Here is a 17,991-nt window from a genome sequence, read left to right as displayed (position 1 = left end):
ATTATTTCAGATTTTGTATCATGTCAGGCTTTTTATATAAGTGGAAGTGCTTTGCGTAGCGGACGTTTCCCTGTGGAATAAAGTAGATTGAGGGCGTTATCTTTAGGATTATCTGGCATTCCAATCCGCTCTTTACCTCTTGGCTCAAAATGGTGGCTATGCCTTAATAGTTTGGATGTAAAAGGTGTTATACCTGCATTGTGTATTTCACGTTTGCGTTCATTTTGGGTTAAAGGTTCATGGCTATCATGAAGCGTTAACTCTTCTTTCATTACATCTGTAAAATATTTTTTAGCTGCTTCACTGAAATATGGCATTTTCCCTTTCATACGCTGTACAATAATATTAACGACATCACGGTAATTATTTTTTGTTTCTTCGTTTACTTTAGTGTTTGTACCATTATCTAATATCAATGTTAATAGGGCATCAGTGGCGCGTTCATCTGGGATTTCTGTATTTTCATTGCCAACTTCAATTGCGTATTGATTAACTATTTTAGCCCATAATTTATCTAAAGGTTGATGTTGTTTAAACAGCGTACTATCTTTGAGTTGAATAGCAGCCAGAATACCTTCTGTTGTTAAAAATTCGCAATTGCGGAGGCTATAGAAGTTGCCAACAGTGCTGGCATGCATTGGTACCCCAAGTGGCCCTTTTTTTATAATATCAAGTTGAGCCCTTTTTTCTATGCGGTTGATCCCCACTTGGCTTGATTTTAAATATTCACTCAGGCTATAAACATTGGTTCTTGGAAGAATCGGAGCATCTTCATTAACGCCAGACTGGAGGCCGAAATAAATAGTACTTTTATATTGATCGGATAAAGCAAATAATGCTTCTCGCTGTTCAAGTCGGTTAAAACCCTTTTTTGCCAAGTCATTAAAAAAATGGACATTAACTCCTTTTTTCATGGCATATTCTTTCCATAAACCTTGCTCACCCATGGTGAATTCACTGCCGACAAAACAAATATCAAATTTATCTTTTTGTATTCTTTGGTTTGCTTCTTTTTTTGCTTCATAAACACAATCAACTAGGTTTTTCAGGTGAGTAAAGTCAGGCGTTGTGTGGCGATATTCACGCGGTTCCCATTGTGATAGGGTGGGTCTTTTATTGACATTAACCATAATCAGTCTATTTTTGCGAATAAAGGTTTCTTCACCCGTGCAAGGGAGTGCTTTATTATCAAAATAAGATTTAATTTTGGGGTTAGTCGCAATATCATCTCGAAATTGTTTATGTATATCTTTTCTTAATTCGGGTACAGCAACAATACTATCATAATATTGATAATTTTTTATTTTTACGCTTTCTTCCTGAAAACTATCTATTTCTTGTTTATTACAAAAAATATAATCTCTACCTTCTTTTAATCGGCTCCCCATTGAATTTATATGCTCTATTATAACAGGAAGGTTATTATTAAAACGTAGCTCCTGAGCGTCTGAGTTTTTACAACTAACATATTCAAACATAGTCAGTGGGCGTTCTCGTTGCTCAAGGAAACCAATATATTTATAACTATTCATATCACCTCGTGCTGAAGGCGGAAAATGAACCAATGGTCTTTTTGATTTTTTAAGTTGATATTTAAAGGCAACTACTTCATTTTTAGCACTAGGATAAAGAGTCGTTCTTTGAATAAACGCTCTTTCTACTTTAGCTTTTTTATTCTTTTTGGTAGCATTAATCGAGAGTTGAACAGCTTGCTGTGTTGTTTTAGATTGTTCAGTAATATTTGAAATTTGCTTGATTTGATTAGCTAAATTTTTATTATCAATACTTGAACTATTATAATTATTATCATCTGTTTGATAACAATTAATTGATTCATCTGTGTTGAGTGGTTTTGAATATATCTTGGTCATTTAATTAGCTCTTTTATAGATTACACTTTTATATAAACTAAAATTATTTTATGAATAAAGTTCATAATATATATTATGTATACATTGCTCATAAATACTGTATTGTTTATATTTCCAACTAAAATATAGCATGACATATATTTAACGTGAGTCAATTGGCACAAGTGATAATTCATTTTATTATATTTTTATTGATATTATGAATTCAGTGTAATTCACTTCTAAATTACTTTTAATATTGTGATTTAAAAATAATTTCTAAGTTTGTATATAAGAATGCCTGATGTAAATTATAAAATAGGTTAAATTTAACTAAATTTACAGTTAAGTTTGTTATAAAAATTCTATTTGTTGTAAATGATGGCGGTTTTTATTGTATTTGGTCGCGCTACGCCGAAAAGGGTAAGTGATTGAATGAATATACCCCTTAAGTATAGTTGACGGTATGCTATTTTTAAGTCTTTGAAATATCTATTTTCTAAAATATCCAATCATTAACGTGAAAGCTGATTTGAAACAAGAATTGTCTGAACATTCTTTTCCATAATGGGAGAATTAATATTGGGAGAGATAAAGTATGGACAAACTCTTAGAAAGATTTTTTGAATATACCTCTTTTGACACACAGTCAAAATTAAATGTAAAAACCGCGCCTAGCAGTACGGGGCAGCTGAAATTTGCACGTGCTTTAGTCAAAGAGCTGAAAGACCTTGATTTTGATGAAATTAATTTATCAGAACAAGGCTGTATTACGGCAAGTTTACCTGCGAATGTTGATTGGGATGTACCGCCAATAGGTTTTATTTCCCATTTAGATACGTCTCCTGAATTCTCTGGTAAAAATGTGTGTCCGCAAATACTAGAAAATTACCGTGGTGGTGATATTGCGTTAGGTATCGGTGATGAAGTGTTATCACCGGTTATGTTTCCTGTTTTACATGAAATGATTGGCAAAACACTGATCATGACAGACGGAAAAACGTTATTAGGTGCAGATGATAAAGCCGGTATTGCTGAAATTATAACGGCTTTAGTGCGTTTGAAAGCGAATAATGTTCCACATGGTAAAATTTGTATTGCTTTTACACCTGATGAAGAAATTGGTCGTGGTGCGCAATATATTGACTTGAAACAATTTGATGCTCGTTGGGCATATACCGTTGATGGTGGTGGTGTTGGTGAATTAGAGTATGAAAATTTTAATGCTGCTAATGTTGCCATTAAAATTGTGGGTAATAATGCTCATCCTGGTACAGCAAAAGGGATAATGACTAATGCGTTAACATTAGCTAATCGTATTCATGCTGAATTACCTAGAGAAGAAACGCCAGAAAATACGGAAGGTTATGAAGGTTTCTATCATTTAAATTCAATGAAAGGCTCTGTCGAAAAAGCGGAAATGAATTATATTATTCGTGATTTTGATGCACAAAAATTTGAGGCTCGGAAGAAAAATATTATTCGTATTGCTGAAAAAGTAGGCCAAGGTTTACATCCAAATTGTTATATTGAGTTAACAATTGATGACAGCTACTACAATATGCACAAAGAAGTGATGAAACATCCTCATGTTATTGATATTGCTTACCAAGCAATGAAAGATTGCGATATTGACCCCATTATTAAACCAATTCGTGGTGGTACAGATGGTGCCCAATTATCTTATCGCGGTTTACCGTGTCCTAATATTTTTACGGGTGGTTATAATTTTCATAGTAAACATGAATTTATTACACAAGAAGGAATGGAACAGGCTGTGAATGTGATTATGCGTATTGCTGAACTTACTGCGATGAGAGCGAAATAATAATAGGCAATATTTGTGAGCTATTTATTTTAATGATGAAATGGCGTACAGGATCACTATGCGGTATTTATTATCGTGGGTAATAAACTTATGTTTGAGCATGTCACATCATGAGTATTCAAATAAATGAAGGCTGATTATTCAGCCTTCATCATTATGACGCTACAATATTAATTCTTGTAAAATTTAATCATCAAAATACCAGTAACCACTATTAATTAACGCAGTGATAAGTGCAATAAAATTGACGTCATCAATTGCGTCACCTAGCATTTCACTGTTAACTGAATCAAATCGGCATAAACTGTCAGCTGCTTCATAGCAGGATGTTTCTAAACATTCACCGTTGACAAAAAATTGGTCACCAACGCGTAATGCTCTTAAACCGTTAAGTTTATACAATGTTTCTTGCTGAGTTTTGAGAAGATCATATATTTCATCTTGCTCATAAGCGGGTTCTGGTGGTGCGATATCTAATTCATGGCGCGATTGCGAGATATATTCACCAAGCCATTTGCGGAAGAGTTCTGGATCACTAATTAATGACTCCATCATTTCGCGCAATTTACTTTGTTCACCTTGTAATATTTCAGCAGGATTATCTCTAAATGAGAGGTCAGGATCGCTGTAACGATAACTACCAAGGTCATTAGAAATTAAATAATCAGCGAAACTACTGATAAGTTCACGGGTATTTGGTGCACGGAAACCAACAGAATAATTTAATGAAGGTTCAATGGCATAACCTTCGTGTGGAAATCCTGGTGGAATATAAAGAATATCACCCGGTTCCATTTCTTCATCAATAATAGCATCGAAAGGTTGAACTTGTAGGAGATCCGGATGCGGGCAATGTTGCTTCATCGGATGTTTTTCACCTACACGCCAGCGTCGACGACCTTCACCTTGAATAATGAACACATCATATTGGTCAAGATGTGGGCCAACACCACCTCCTGGGACAGAATAGGAGATCATTAAATCATCCATACGCCAGTCAGAAAGAACTCTAAATGGTTTCATCAATGCAGCGCTTGGATGGTGCCAATGGTCAACAGCTTGTACTAATACTGACCAATTTTCTTCACCTAAATGATCATAACTTTCAAAAGGACCATGAGCAACTTGCCAGAGGCCATCTTTATGGCTGACAAGACGACTATCAACCTCATCTTCCATTGCTAATCCCGCGAGCTCATCAGGCGAGATAGGATCAATAAAACGTGTAAAACCATTTTTAATCAGTAAAGGGCGTTTCTGCCAGTGGCTGTCTAGAAAACTTTGCCAGTCAAGATTCAGTTTATAATCCATCTTATTGTCCCAAGTTAAAATATCTATTGTTAGTATACCTGAAATTACCGACAAAATAGGGGATAAACAGGATTGTTGATCACAGATTAGCTATCGGGCACAGTTTGTTGGCGGAATATGACTTGCACACGCGCACCACCAAGCGGGCTATCATTAATCGTGATTTCTCCATCATATTGGTCAATGATCTCAACTGCAATAGATAATCCAAGACCTTGACCCGGTCGTAAAGTATCAACGCGTTGCCCACGAACAAAAATAAGGTTACGTTTATTTTCTGGTACACCGGGTCCATCATCATCAATAATGAGGGTTAGTGAATCATGGTCAGTCTTTGCAGTCACCTCAACAAATTCAAGGCAATATTTGCAGGCATTCTCCATAATATTACCCATAACTTCCATAAAATCATTGGGTTGACCTAACCAAGTCATTTCAGGTGAAATATCAACTGTAATTGAAACTCCTTTATTCTGATATACCTTGTGCAAAGCGCTAGCAAGGCTATCAACTAAAGCTGGGACAGAAGATATTTCGCGCAACATAAGATTATTATCACCTTGTGTCGAAGCGCGGTGTAAATAATAACCCACTTGTTGTGATATACGACCGATTTGCTCAAGCATAATTGGCTCTGCTTGTTCTATAGAAATTTGTTTACCGGTGCGAAGAGATCTCAATGTCGATTGCAAAACCGCAAGAGGCGTTTTTAAACTGTGAGTTAAATCTGACAGCGTTGTACGATATTTACTGTAGCGTTTACGTTCATTGGTGAGGAGCTTATTTAAATTTCGCACTAAACCGCGTAATTCATAGGGCGGATTTTCATCCATCATTTCGCGTTCACCTTTTTCAAGGCTACTAATTTGTGAGACTAACGATTTAATTGGCCGTAAACTCCAATAAGCGGCTAACCAAATTAATGGAATGACTAATAATAAATTAGCAAGTAATACATACCCAAACCATTCCCAAACTACCCCCGTTTTTTGCAAGTCTTGTGGAAGGGTATCAACAACGACAATGGTCACTGGAGGTAAGTTCTCAGATTGCTCATACTTATTAATAGAGACTGAGTGTGTCAGAGGAAAATCATCCTCCGTCATCTCTTCAAGCTTATTTCTATATTCAGGATTATTTTGAAGTAATTGGCGTGTTTCTTTAAGGTCCGTATCAATTTCATATAAACCTTCTTTCTTGAGCCAATTCTTGTTAATAAGATTTTCAATAGCGGGAACTTCCCTTTGCCGCCAAAGCACTTGTCCTTTATTGTTATAAATTATGATTAATGCAGGGCTATTTAATGTGAAATTAGGTGGAACACGAATATCAATTTTATCGTTTTGCCACTGGGCTAAGCTATAGATTAAATTACTTTGGCTACGGAGCAATGTGTAGGTTGTTTTATCAAAACTGATTAGATAGCCAAGTATCGCAACAATACCATAAGAGAGCGTCAGTGCGAGAATGACCGCTGAAGTCGCACATAAAAAACGCGCTCTTAAAGATAATGGCTTAAATTTAAACTTTTTCCACATCTTAATTGTTCACATCAAAGCGGTATCCTTGTCCGCGTACCGTCACGATTACATCAGTATCATGAAATTGCTGTATTTTTTTCCTTAAGCGCCCCATTAAAACATCAATTGTGTGACTTTCGCGAAGTTCCGCATCTGGGTACAATTGGCGCATTAATGAATCTTTACTGACCACTTTGCCATTATTTCTTAATAACGTTTCAATGATGGTATATTCAAAAGCGGTTAGTTTTACCGGATTACCTTTTACCATAAATTCTTTTCGAGACAGGTCGATAACAAAATCATCTAATTCTAAAACTTGTGAGGCAAGTCCACTATTTCGACGCATTAGCGCTTGCATGCGTGCCACAAGCTCTTCCAGTTGGAAAGGTTTAGTTACATAGTCATCAGCACCGCTATTTAATGTTTGTACCTTTTCTTGCCAACTTTCTCGAGCAGTCAAGACCAGAATAGGGATAGTGACTTGTGCACTACGCCAGCGTTTTATCATTGATAAACCGTCTTCATCGGGTAAGCCAAGATCAACCACAGCAATATCTGGACAGCTCTCATGTAGAAAATAATCTGCTTCTTTGGCATCTTCCGCTGAATCAACTTGATGACCAAGTTCTTTTAATTGCACAGTTAAATGGTGACGAAGAAGGGCATTATCTTCAACAATAAGAATACGCATTAGAGAAACCTCGCATTAAGAAAAATGATGGCCGCTATGATTATTATAATAGTTGCTCAGGAATGACTATGTTAAAAAGATAATTATCTCATCACAAGTCATTGTATAAACGTAAGGCAAACAGATATCAGAAATACAATTCTTGGCTTATCCGTACCTATTATTAGATGTGATTGAGTATGGATGTTGAATTAAGTTTAATAAAGCAGCTCAAGGTTATGAGCTGCCATATAAATTATTATAGTCAATTATTATTTTAATTCGTCTAAAAAATGAACGGCATAACCAAGGTAATTAGCGGGTGTCATCGCTTTTAAACGTGCTTTTTCGTCTTCAGGAAGATCTAAACCATCAATAAACTGCTTCATACCTTCAGCCGTAATTCGTTTACCACGAGTCAGCTCTTTTAGTTTTTCGTAAGGTTTTTCAATACCATAACGGCGCATTACAGTTTGAATAGGCTCAGCTAAAACTTCCCAGTTTTGATCTAATTCATCAAGAAGATGCTGTTCATTCACTTCGAGCTTATTAAGGCCTTTTAGTGTTGATTGATAAGCGATTAATGAATAGCCCAACCCAACACCTAAGTTACGTAATACAGTTGAGTCGGTAAGGTCACGCTGCCAACGAGAGACAGGCAGTTTGCTGGATAAATGATTCAATACTGCATTCGCTAAGCCTAAGTTACCTTCTGAATTTTCAAAATCAATTGGGTTAACTTTATGCGGCATAGTTGAAGAACCAATTTCACCTGCAATCGTTTTTTGTTTGAAGTGATTCAGTGCTACATAGCCCCAAATATCGCGGTCAAAGTCTAATAAAATAGTATTGAAACGGGCAACGCAGTCAAATAGTTCAGCAATATAATCATGAGGTTCTATTTGAGTGGTGAATGGGTTCCATGTGATATTTAAAGATGTCACAAAAGACTCACTGAATTCATGCCAGTTAACTTCAGGATAAGCAGCAATGTGTGCATTGTAATTACCTACAGCACCATTAATTTTACCTAAAATTTCGACTTGCTCTAATTGGCGATATTGACGTTCCATACGATAAGCAACGTTAGCAAACTCTTTACCAACAGTTGAAGGTGTTGCTGGTTGACCATGCGTACGAGAAAGTAAAGGCAATAGGCGGTAATCATTAGCCATTGCTTTAATTTTATCAATAAGTTGGCGCCATTGTGGCAGTAGGACTTCTTCTCGCGCAGTATTCAGCATTAATGCATGAGAGAGATTATTAATATCTTCAGAAGTACAAGCAAAGTGAATAAATTCAGAAACAGCATCTAGGGCTGGAACTTGCGCCACTTTTTCTTTTAGGAAGTATTCAACAGCTTTGACATCATGATTTGTTGTGCGCTCAATTTCTTTGATGCGCAAAGCATCTTTTTCACTGAAGTTAGCGACAATTTCATCAAGGTAAGCGTTTGCGTCTGCATCAAATGAGGGAACTTCTTTTATTTGAGCGGTTGCCGCCAGTTTTTGTAGCCAGCGAACTTCAACCTGTACGCGAAATTTCAGTAAGCCAAACTCACTAAAAATAGTGCGTAGTGCGCTGACTTTATCACCGTAACGGCCGTCAATCGGGGATACAGCGGTCAGTGAGGATAATTCCATTGGTAGCAACTCCAGTATTTTAAAGGTGAGACAGGATATCTTTCGCCTGATTACTCAGACGGCTTCGAGAAAACATTAATTGTAAGCGACTTCCACCCACTTGCTGCCATAATACGGCACTGCGAATTCCGCAGAGCAAGAAGGTTCTGACTTTCGCTTGAGCAAGTGAGTTTTTTAATATATCAGGTGAGCCAGTCACTTGAATACGAGATCCAAGCGGGCTGATAACATCTACATAAATACCGGCTAAAGCATTAAAAACGCCTTCAGACATGGGTTCAAAATAGCTTGCTTGGCGCTCAAACTGTTCTATGCGTTGACCTAATTGAGCCATTGCTTGGGTGTTTTTATGTAAACGGCGCTCAAGAACTGTCATGCTAAGCATATAGCGGGTGATTTCAGTCGTCAGTTCTACTCGACCATTTTTTACATTAGAAGTCATGGCTAGCAGTGCATTTAAACCCGTTTTTAGGTTTGCGGGATCGTTGCCATAGACATAAATTGTTGAAGCAGGGTTCATGTTAGTCAGGCTATTGACCATAGTTTGCGCATCATGGTCATCACAAGTCCCATTTTGAGCAAGAGCTTGAACCATATAACTTGCTTGGCAGATCCCTGCCAAAGCAAGTGTAATATCGTAATAATTTTTAGCCACTACTACTCCTGAATTCGAGATTCAATAACGCCGCCACCGAGGCAAACTTCATCAATATAAAATACTGCGGATTGACCTGGCGTAACAGCTGCCACCGGCTCATCAAAAATCACCTTGATTTTTCCATCTGCTATAGGCGTCACAGTACAAGGAATATCGGCTTGTCGATAACGAGTTTTAACCACACAACGTAAAGTTTCAGTGAGTGGGTTTCTATCAACCCAATCAAGTTGTTGAGCAATCAAACCTGTAGACATTAAACGCGGATGTTCATGTCCTTGAGCAACGATTAATTGGTTAGTTTGCACATCTTTGTCAACAACATACCAAGGTTCATCAGAACCTTCTTTCATGCCGCCAATACCAAGACCTTTTCGTTGACCAAGTGTGTGATACATTAAACCTTCATGTTTGCCAATGATTTCACCATCAACGGTAATGATATCACCGGGTTGAGCTGGCAAATAGCGGCCAAGAAAATCGCGGAATTTGCGTTCACCAATGAAGCAAATACCCGTAGAATCTTTTTTCTTTGCTGTCACAAGGCCAATTTCTTCAGCAATACGACGGACTTCTGGTTTTTCTAATTCACCAACAGGGAATAGGCTTTTACTGATTTGTTCATAGCTCAACGTATAGAGAAAATAACTTTGATCTTTATTTGCATCTAGACCACGTAATAATTGGCTTTTGCCATCAACATCACGGCGGCGGACATAGTGGCCAGTGGCAATAAAGTCAGCGCCCAAATCTTCTGCTGCAAATTCTAAAAATGCTTTAAATTTTATCTCTTTGTTGCACAAAATATCAGGGTTTGGGGTACGGCCAGCTTTATATTCAGATAAAAAATGTTCAAACACGTTATCCCAATATTCTGCTGCGAAATTGATAGTATGAAGTTCGATACCAAGTTTGTCACAAACCGCTTGCGCATCAGCAAGGTCAGTTGCTGCGGAGCAATACTCCTCATCATCATCTTCTTCCCAGTTCTTCATGAACAGACCAACAACCTGATATCCTTGCTGCTGGAGCAAATAAGCTGAAACGGAGGAGTCAACACCGCCGGACATACCGACGATAACCTTTTTTTGGCTGTTATCTGACATGGAATACTCTCACTGCGGAAAAATTAAGCCCCATACTTTACCATGTTGTACCCTTGTTACACCAGCGTTAGCGTGGGAATATTCATCATGACAAAAATGTGCCACTAAAAGAGGATAATGTAACTGCATAAATAATATTGTTACTGATTATAGTCACCATAGGCATCGAGAATATCAAGGGGATAACTCATTCCGCTTAAAAAACAATGCATACTTTCTGCGACAAGTGGTGAACGTAATGTTTTACTTTCAAAAATTGTTTCGGCACTCACCCAATGACAACAGGAAATATCACTATCTTGCGGTTGTGTGACACAAGGCTCAGTCAGTTCAAGAGAAAATAAAAAACGAATAAAAGGGGTTTTATCTGGCGCTACCCATTGGTGGATTTTAATTAGCTTTTGTGGGCGGCCTTGAATTCCGGTTTCTTCTAACAGTTCGCGTTCAGCAGCTTCTAATAAAGTTTCATCAGCTTCTAAATGACCCGCAGGCTGGTTCCAAGTTGGCTTGCCGTTAATCCATTCTTCAACAACCAAAAATTGATTTTTGGCATGAACAATTGTTGCAACAGTAATATGGGGTTTAAACATGGTTTATCTCCTTCCATTCCCCTTGAGCTAAGTTTTCTAAAGTAAATTCACCGATTTGGTAACGAATTAATCTTAATGTAGGAAAACCTATGTTAGCGGTCATTCTGCGAACTTGGCGGTTTCTTCCTTCACTAAGTGTAATTTTTAACCAACTTGTTGGAATGTTTTTACGCTCACGAATCGGGGGAACCCTTTGCCACAGCCATTCAGGCTCACTCACTAATTCAACTCCAGCAGGGCGAGTTGGTCCATCGTTTAGAATTAAGCCCGCTCGAAACTTTTGTAATGCAATTTCATCGGGAACTCCTTCAACCTGAGCATAATAAATTTTATGTGTATTTTTATTTGGCTGTGTTAATTGAGCTTGTAGCTTGCCATCGTTGGTGAGGATAAGTAAACCTTCACTATCGCGATCGAGCCTGCCAGCTGCATAGACATCAGTAATTGGGATGTATTTTTTTAATGTTTCTCGGCCTTGCTCGTCGGTAAATTGAGGGAGCACATCGAAAGGCTTATTAAATAAAATCACCTTTGTTGGACCTTGGCGCTTATTTTTTGTCGCTAACAATGGGCGTTGATTAGGTTTACGCAGAGGCGATCTTTTTTTTATGTCTTTATGCGCTGTTGTGCGATTAGCTTTGTTCATGAGTACTCATTGAAAGAATTTTAGTTCATTGATGTTGACAAAACGGCCAACAAACCTTTGTTTTAGTGTAATCGATTTTGTAATAATCCCCAAAAATATCTAAACATAATGGCTGTTCGATTATTCGTATCAAAAATTCAGATATTTTCTTTATTTTTATTTGTAGCTAAATATAAAATTATTTATTTAGTGGAATATATATTTGAGCATGTTTTAATATTCAAATAATTGAAGTTTTATTTTCATCACAATAAATTAATAATTAAATTCTTTAAAAACATTAAATTCAATTTAAGCCTATTTTATTTATTGTAAATGCATCATTTATTAGCATTTTATATGTATAAAATAATGATTTAATTAATTTATGTGAGCAAGACAGACTTTTCTGATTATATTTTCAGATAGACTACGAAACAAGGATCTTTCTAATAATGATTTATTTACCTCTAGACCTATTGAATGACGACTGTTATCAACGAATTTAATAAAATGTTAACAACGTATTGATTTTTACATGGATTATACTTATAGATAGATAAGTGATTAGTTTGGGAAAGTACGTTAAATGCGATCCGCATAAAAGCTTCAATGACTAACCGTTGGCGTTCGAGAAAGATTCAAGTAGTATTGACAGGTCTCTTACAAAAAATTAACAAGCAAATGCGCAAGTGAAAGGAGAGTTTAATGGAAAGCAAAGTAGTCGTTCCGGCAGAAGGCGCTAAAATTACAATAGATGCTAAAGGTAAACTTAAAGTTCCAAACAATCCGATTATTCCCTTCATTGAAGGTGACGGTATTGGTGTTGATGTAACACCTGCAATGCTGAAAGTTGTTGATGCAGCGGTAGAAAAAGCCTATCACGGTGAGCGTAAAATTTCTTGGATGGAAATTTATACAGGCGAAAAATCTACTCAAGTTTATGGTAAAGATGTTTGGCTTCCAGAAGAAACTCTTGACTTAATTCGTGATTATCGTGTTTCAATCAAAGGTCCTCTCACTACACCTGTTGGTGGCGGTATTCGTTCTCTGAACGTTGCATTACGTCAACAACTTGACCTCTATATTTGTTTACGTCCAGTTCGTTATTACAAAGGCACACCAAGCCCAGTTAAACAGCCAGAACTGACTGATATGGTTATTTTCCGTGAAAACGCAGAAGATATTTATGCGGGTATCGAATGGAAAGCGGGCAGCCCAGAAGCAGATAAAGTTATCAAATTTTTAGAAGATGAAATGGGTGTAACAAAAATTCGTTTTTCTAAAGATTGCGGCATTGGTGTGAAACCATGCTCGGAGGAAGGGACAAAACGCTTAGTTCGCGCAGCTATTGAATATGCAATAGATAACGATCGTGATTCAGTAACTCTAGTTCATAAAGGCAACATTATGAAGTTTACTGAAGGTGCTTTCAAAGATTGGGGCTATGAACTTGCTTTAGAAGAATTCGGCGGCGAGCTATTAGATGGCGGCCCTTGGGTTAAAATTAAAAATCCAAAAACAGGCAAAGATATTATCATTAAAGATGTCATTGCCGACGCATTCTTACAGCAAATTCTGCTACGCCCAGCTGAATATGATGTTATTGCCTGTATGAACCTAAATGGTGACTACATTTCTGATGCACTTGCTGCACAAGTTGGTGGTATCGGTATTGCTCCAGGCGCTAATATTGGTTCTGAATGTGCATTATTTGAAGCTACACATGGTACAGCGCCTAAATATGCTGGTCAGGATAAAGTGAACCCAGGTTCAATTATTCTTTCGGCTGAAATGATGTTACGCCATATGGGCTGGACTGAAGCGGCTGACCTAATCATTAAAGGCATGGAAGGCGCAATCGAAGCTAAGACCGTCACTTATGACTTCGAACGTCAATTAGACGGTGCTAAGCTACTGAAATGTAGCGAATTCGCAGACGCCATTATCAAACACATGTAATTTATTACTTAGTGTGATTAATAACGGGAGCCTAAAAACTCCCGTTTTGTTTTCCGTTGAAAAATTCTTCTGCAAAACTCCTGCAAAACGGGCTGAAAAATAAACGCTATTTTATAGCTAAAACTTGCCAATGTTTTCCGCGATCATCATGGTATTTATCAGTCATCGCTTGGCTCTTATGTCCCAATAAAATTTTTGTATCGACGCCTTGTTCTCTATATAACCTTTCAGAAAGAGATCTTTGTTCGTGAAAACTAGGCGGTGTTCCATCCTCCCATTTCAGATTTGTTTGATCTCTAATTTTTTGAAATAGGCTAGTAATTGCATTAGATGAAACTTGTCCACCTCTTTTTGCTTGAGATGTTGTATGGTGGTAATGAAGTATATAAGGGCTGTGGGGATGACCGAATCACAAGCTAAGTTTAGCATGGCCGCCTTTCTGGCTAAAAATGGTATTAGCGAAGAAGACAAATTTTCTACCGTGGAGGCTTTGACTTAATATTCGCTTAAAGTAGCGCCTAAATTAGTTCGCAAAGCAGCGGGTAAGAAACTGGGTTACTGTTTAATTATTCTGGCCAAAATGGTATTTGAAGATTATGCCCGTTCAGCGAGGTCTGTTTATCAGTATTCGGCGTGTAGCGGTAAAGGTCTTATTTTTTAGAACGGCGATTGATGGAAAATGGAGCCTTACTATAAAGTCAAATTAACAAAGGCTGGCATTGTTAATTTAACGTGCTTTTATCCCAATTCTTGTACTCATAATGATTATCAGCCTCAAGAAAGCGTGTCTTTTAAATATGAGTCAATAACATGGGAACATCTTGCTGCGGGAACAAGTGCTTATAGTATATGGGAAGAGCGAATTTATTAATGGACCACAAAATACTTAATAGAATTTTATTTTTCAGTGGGTATACCAGAAGGCAGATCCGCACTTTACAGAATGACTGTAAAATTGCGGGTCAATCTTATAGTGATATTGTTTTTCGATATGTAAGAACAAGTTTTAAGACTTGTTTGTTTTATTTCACGATATTTATAATTGTTTTGGCGCTATCTATTGCTTGGGGGGGAAATGCCAATGTGTTAATAGCAATCGGGGTGGGAAGCGTTCTCTTGGGGCTTTCATTGACCACTTACGAAGGACGACAAACCGTAAAAATGGCATATTGTTATATTAGGTATTTGCATTATCTAAAATCAATGAAAAATTGACGCTAGGGATTTAACCTGCCATGGAGCAGTCAGGTTAAGGATATGGGCATAGAGAGATTTTCCGTCCATATAATTTCACTCAGATGCTTACTTTAAACTGATATTATTATTTTTTGCCCACTTTCTTAATCTTCCATTAGCGTTGGCGTAAGGCGAAGATGTGTTAAATGAGATCATTCTCCCCATCGTCCATTTTGTGTACCATGGTCTTCCATACAAAATATCATCGGTACGATCATCAATAAGCATCACAAGCTTATTTTTTACAGTCTGAAGTTCAGTCACTAACAATTCATAACTTAACTCACTGTAATCTGAGTAAAATTTTTGAGCAAGAAGACCAAGCTGATTCCATTTATAGCCAGTTTCCGGAAAATCGACAGGCAGACCTTTAGCATCAGAAGTGATCCACTTTACAACAAGGACATTCCATCCAAGCAGATATGAAACGAGGTCACGAACACTCATCTTCGTTCCTTTGGCGTGTCCATCTATTGATTTATCTGAAGTAATTTCTGGTGGGATTGCGTTGAGGTAACTAATTAATTTACTAAAATTTTTATCAATAGCTAAAAGCAATTCAGCTTTTGTTTGCGGCACACTCATAAGAATTCCCTCTCAAGTAAAAAGAGACACCATAAAGACATTGGTGGTGTTTGAAAATTAATCAATTATGTACCACCCACCACAACAGGGGAAGACCCGTTTATATACAGTCATTATTGCATTTTGTCCGGAATTGGTTTGTTATCTCCAAATAATGGACATTCTATACCTAGTTGCATTAAACCAATCTAAGGTCTCGCTATGCGGGTGTTTATGATTGTCAATTTTGAAACGGTTATCAAAAAGTTATCAAAACTTAGCTCAATTTTCAGGTCTTAAACAACAACTTTTACCAAATCCTTGCCCCGGTCATCATTATATTTCTCAGAATAAAATAAAAAATAGATTGGGATTACAAAAGATCACGAAATAAGTAAACACCATGAAAAATATCGTTATTTTTTAACTGGTAATGAATATTGTAATTTCATTATTCCTGACGTAAATAAAATTATCCCGTTACTACCTGCTGAGTTACCTAAATTTTCAGAGAATTTACCAAAAATAAAAAAATCAATTACAGAAGTTGAAAAGCCATCTGAAGATATCATGATACAATTAGCTAAAGATAAAAATTTAAATGCAGATACAGGATTACCCCTATGAAAATAGGTTTAGGCCAAAGCTAAAAATATTTAACCATATTTTATTTTAAAATTATGTAATTATAAAAGGTTCGTACAGGATGAGTAATATTACATTTGTTCAAGAAGCATTATCTCAAGTTTTAGGTGAAAATATTGGTAGTATTGACGTTATTGAGCAATATTTTTCTCCAGATTACATTCAAATTGTAGATGGGAAGGAAATCAATTATGCAGAATTTGTTGCACATTTAAATGCCTTAAAGGATGTTGTTGATACATTAACAGTAACGTTTAAATCTATTGCTGAAGGCAAGAATTGTGTTCATACCCAACATATAGCACATGCTAAAAAGAAAAATGGTGATGTGAGTGAGTTTGAGGTATTTGCGTGTTTTACTTTATGTAATGGGAAGATCATTCGTTGTGAAGAATTAACGCGCATGGTTTTAGGAGAGCAAAAGGATAGTGATTTAGGATCTAGAACTTAAATTATATTGATAATAATCTTATCCTTCCAATTAGATTTCTGGCTATTTTATCATATTCATTAGTAGATATAAAAATAGCCAGTTTAATAAATCATTAGATTTTTTTATGTGATATGTTGCTCGCAAAATCTTAGTTTAATGCTGAAAAATAATAATATATAAAAATAACAATTGGTAGGTGGTGTGATATTAAAGATATTAATTCCGCGTGTTTGATAAAAAATAATATATGATACAAAGCTAAATGGGGCTGATTTAGTCATTCGCTTTGTTGGTGAATGTTTTTTATGGGTATAATAAGACTAAACATAAATTATAGAACAATGTAGAGACATTATGCTGTCGTTATTTTTTAAGTGTTTGCTGGGGGCACTGGCCGTTTTAGTGATTGCTTTGCTCTCAAAGAGCAAAATCTTCTATATTGCAGGTCTTGTACCTTTATTTCCGACTTTTGCATTGATAGCTCATGTCATTGTTGTGCAAGAACAAGGCGCTTTAGCGCTGCGTAAAACCGCACTATTTGGATTATGGTCATTAATCCCTTATATGTTATATTTGTTGACGGTTTATATTCTTGCGACAAAAGTTTCTACTTGGTTATGTTTGAGCTTGGCAACTGTAAATTGGGTTATTGCAGCAGCAATATTAATTTATTTTTGGCAATTATCTCAATAAAATAATTCATATCTATTTGATAAATATAAAAACTTTATATTATTCTCTATTCTCCTCTCATGTGTAGGATTAGATATTTTTAGTCGTATTTTGTCACCAGATAATTATAATAAATTTTCTATTCTCAATGAAATATACGGATAAGGGTTGTATGCTATTAAGAATCTTAGTGTTATTACTTGTTGCTATTAGTGCTTATATTGCAGGTATTATGACAGATATAACAACATCTTCTGAAATGGACACTAAGAATAAAGTTGAAAGTTCTGTAGAAGATTATTTAGCTTACCCAGGTACCGCACAGTATCGAAACATGAGCTATCATATCCTAAATAGAAATGCTGATGGTGAGGAAATAGGTTATTTTTGTGGGGAAGTTTTTGAGTTTAAAGATGAGCTTCCTTATGGTTTTAAACGTTTTATTGTTCGAACTCACATTAATAAAATGGGTAAAACTGTTGTTTCAATTCCGTTTGTTGAAGATATTGGTGATATTTTGCTACCGGAAGAGTTCAATTCTGTATGGTCAAGGAATTGTGAGAATAAGTGATATAAAATAGTGGGTAGGTTAATATGAAGGCTATATTCAAATACGCTTTTTGTCTATAGATTATTCAACTCACTAGTTAATTCTATAGATAAAGTAAACCTACCTTC

Annotated in this window: 18 protein-coding genes and 1 pseudogene; 8 read left to right on the top strand and 11 right to left on the bottom strand. The window is 36.4% G+C overall.

Annotated features, from left to right (window positions below; translation table 11 throughout):
- Positions 1-32 precede the first annotated feature (32 nt).
- Positions 33-1,871 (bottom strand): hypothetical protein, encoded by a 1,839-nt coding sequence (locus OO7_RS10455; protein WP_008915924.1) that lies wholly within the window; start codon positions 1,869-1,871, stop codon positions 33-35.
- 577 nt (positions 1,872-2,448) lie between these two features.
- Here OO7_RS10455 and pepT point away from each other — a divergent pair.
- Positions 2,449-3,678 carry a peptidase T gene (gene pepT / locus OO7_RS10450; RefSeq protein WP_008915923.1) on the top strand — a complete coding sequence of 410 codons (1,230 nt, stop codon included), beginning with the start codon at positions 2,449-2,451 and terminating at the stop codon, positions 3,676-3,678.
- Between the two features lie 186 nt (positions 3,679-3,864).
- Here pepT and OO7_RS10445 read toward each other — a convergent pair whose 3' ends face one another.
- From OO7_RS10445 to rluE, 8 genes are all read right to left on the bottom strand, one after another.
- A complete protein-coding gene (locus tag OO7_RS10445; RefSeq protein ID WP_008915922.1) occupies positions 3,865-4,989 on the bottom strand; it encodes a ribosomal protein uL16 3-hydroxylase in 1,125 nt (374 codons plus the stop codon).
- A gap of 86 nt (positions 4,990-5,075) precedes the next feature.
- Complete coding sequence (gene phoQ / locus OO7_RS10440) at positions 5,076-6,527, bottom strand: two-component system sensor histidine kinase PhoQ (protein WP_008915921.1); 1,452 nt, start codon at positions 6,525-6,527, stop codon at positions 5,076-5,078.
- A 1-nt stretch (position 6,528) separates the two neighbouring features.
- Positions 6,529-7,203 (bottom strand): two-component system response regulator PhoP, encoded by a 675-nt coding sequence (gene phoP, locus OO7_RS10435; RefSeq protein ID WP_008915920.1) that lies wholly within the window; start codon positions 7,201-7,203, stop codon positions 6,529-6,531.
- Between the two features lie 251 nt (positions 7,204-7,454).
- Positions 7,455-8,825, bottom strand: a complete 1,371-nt coding sequence (purB, locus tag OO7_RS10430) for an adenylosuccinate lyase (protein WP_008915919.1) — start codon at positions 8,823-8,825, stop codon at positions 7,455-7,457.
- A gap of 19 nt (positions 8,826-8,844) precedes the next feature.
- The gene (gene hflD / locus OO7_RS10425) at positions 8,845-9,480 is read right to left on the bottom strand and encodes a high frequency lysogenization protein HflD (protein ID WP_008915918.1); all 636 of its coding nucleotides are present in this window, start codon (positions 9,478-9,480) and stop codon (positions 8,845-8,847) included.
- A gap of 2 nt (positions 9,481-9,482) precedes the next feature.
- A complete protein-coding gene (gene mnmA / locus OO7_RS10420) occupies positions 9,483-10,586 on the bottom strand; it encodes a tRNA 2-thiouridine(34) synthase MnmA (RefSeq protein ID WP_008915917.1) in 1,104 nt (367 codons plus the stop codon).
- Between the two features lie 140 nt (positions 10,587-10,726).
- Positions 10,727-11,176: an NUDIX domain-containing protein gene (locus tag OO7_RS10415; RefSeq protein WP_008915916.1), complete on the bottom strand. Its 450-nt coding sequence runs from the start codon at positions 11,174-11,176 to the stop codon at positions 10,727-10,729.
- Entirely contained in the window at positions 11,169-11,822 is a 654-nt protein-coding gene (gene rluE, locus OO7_RS10410) for a 23S rRNA pseudouridine(2457) synthase RluE (RefSeq protein WP_008915915.1), read from the bottom strand. The genes OO7_RS10415 and rluE overlap by 8 nt, the downstream gene beginning before the upstream one ends.
- A gap of 687 nt (positions 11,823-12,509) precedes the next feature.
- Between rluE and icd the strand changes: the two genes are divergently transcribed.
- Complete coding sequence (icd, locus tag OO7_RS10405) at positions 12,510-13,763, top strand: NADP-dependent isocitrate dehydrogenase (protein WP_008915914.1); 1,254 nt, start codon at positions 12,510-12,512, stop codon at positions 13,761-13,763.
- A 106-nt stretch (positions 13,764-13,869) separates the two neighbouring features.
- Here icd and OO7_RS17170 read toward each other — a convergent pair.
- Positions 13,870-14,157, bottom strand: a pseudogene (locus OO7_RS17170) (tyrosine-type recombinase/integrase); the annotation flags it as partial.
- A gap of 6 nt (positions 14,158-14,163) precedes the next feature.
- On the opposite strand from OO7_RS17170, the gene OO7_RS17165 reads away from it, so the two are divergent.
- Together OO7_RS17165 and tssD are read left to right on the top strand one after the other, a co-directional pair.
- A complete protein-coding gene (locus tag OO7_RS17165; protein WP_236620642.1) occupies positions 14,164-14,262 on the top strand; it encodes an antitermination protein in 99 nt (32 codons plus the stop codon).
- Between the two features lie 180 nt (positions 14,263-14,442).
- Positions 14,443-14,634 carry a type VI secretion system tube protein TssD gene (gene tssD / locus OO7_RS10395; RefSeq protein WP_008915912.1) on the top strand — a complete coding sequence of 64 codons (192 nt, stop codon included), beginning with the start codon at positions 14,443-14,445 and terminating at the stop codon, positions 14,632-14,634.
- Between the two features lie 431 nt (positions 14,635-15,065).
- On the opposite strand, the gene OO7_RS10385 is transcribed toward tssD, so the two are convergent.
- Complete coding sequence (locus OO7_RS10385) at positions 15,066-15,584, bottom strand: ClbS/DfsB family four-helix bundle protein (protein ID WP_008915910.1); 519 nt, start codon at positions 15,582-15,584, stop codon at positions 15,066-15,068.
- Positions 15,585-15,929: 345 nt separating this feature from the next.
- On the opposite strand from OO7_RS10385, the gene OO7_RS17635 reads away from it, so the two are divergent.
- The 4 genes from OO7_RS17635 (at position 15,930) to OO7_RS10370 (ending at position 17,884) form a co-directional block, all read left to right on the top strand.
- Positions 15,930-16,190: a DUF6396 domain-containing protein gene (locus OO7_RS17635; protein WP_419177248.1), complete on the top strand. Its 261-nt coding sequence runs from the start codon at positions 15,930-15,932 to the stop codon at positions 16,188-16,190.
- Positions 16,191-16,269: 79 nt separating this feature from the next.
- Positions 16,270-16,659 (top strand): nuclear transport factor 2 family protein, encoded by a 390-nt coding sequence (locus OO7_RS10380; protein WP_008915909.1) that lies wholly within the window; start codon positions 16,270-16,272, stop codon positions 16,657-16,659.
- Between the two features lie 336 nt (positions 16,660-16,995).
- Entirely contained in the window at positions 16,996-17,334 is a 339-nt protein-coding gene (locus OO7_RS10375) for a GlpM family protein (RefSeq protein WP_008915908.1), read from the top strand.
- Between the two features lie 151 nt (positions 17,335-17,485).
- On the top strand, positions 17,486-17,884 hold the full coding sequence (locus OO7_RS10370; RefSeq protein ID WP_008915907.1) for a hypothetical protein: 399 nt from the start codon (positions 17,486-17,488) through the stop codon (positions 17,882-17,884).
- Positions 17,885-17,991 lie beyond the last annotated feature (107 nt).

It is taken from the genome of Providencia sneebia DSM 19967, from assembly GCF_000314895.2.
In the GTDB taxonomy this organism is placed as follows: Bacteria; Pseudomonadota; Gammaproteobacteria; order Enterobacterales; family Enterobacteriaceae; genus Providencia; species Providencia sneebia.
The sequence above is the reverse complement of the archived record's forward strand: the minus strand, read 5'-3'. Positions and strand labels throughout refer to the sequence as shown.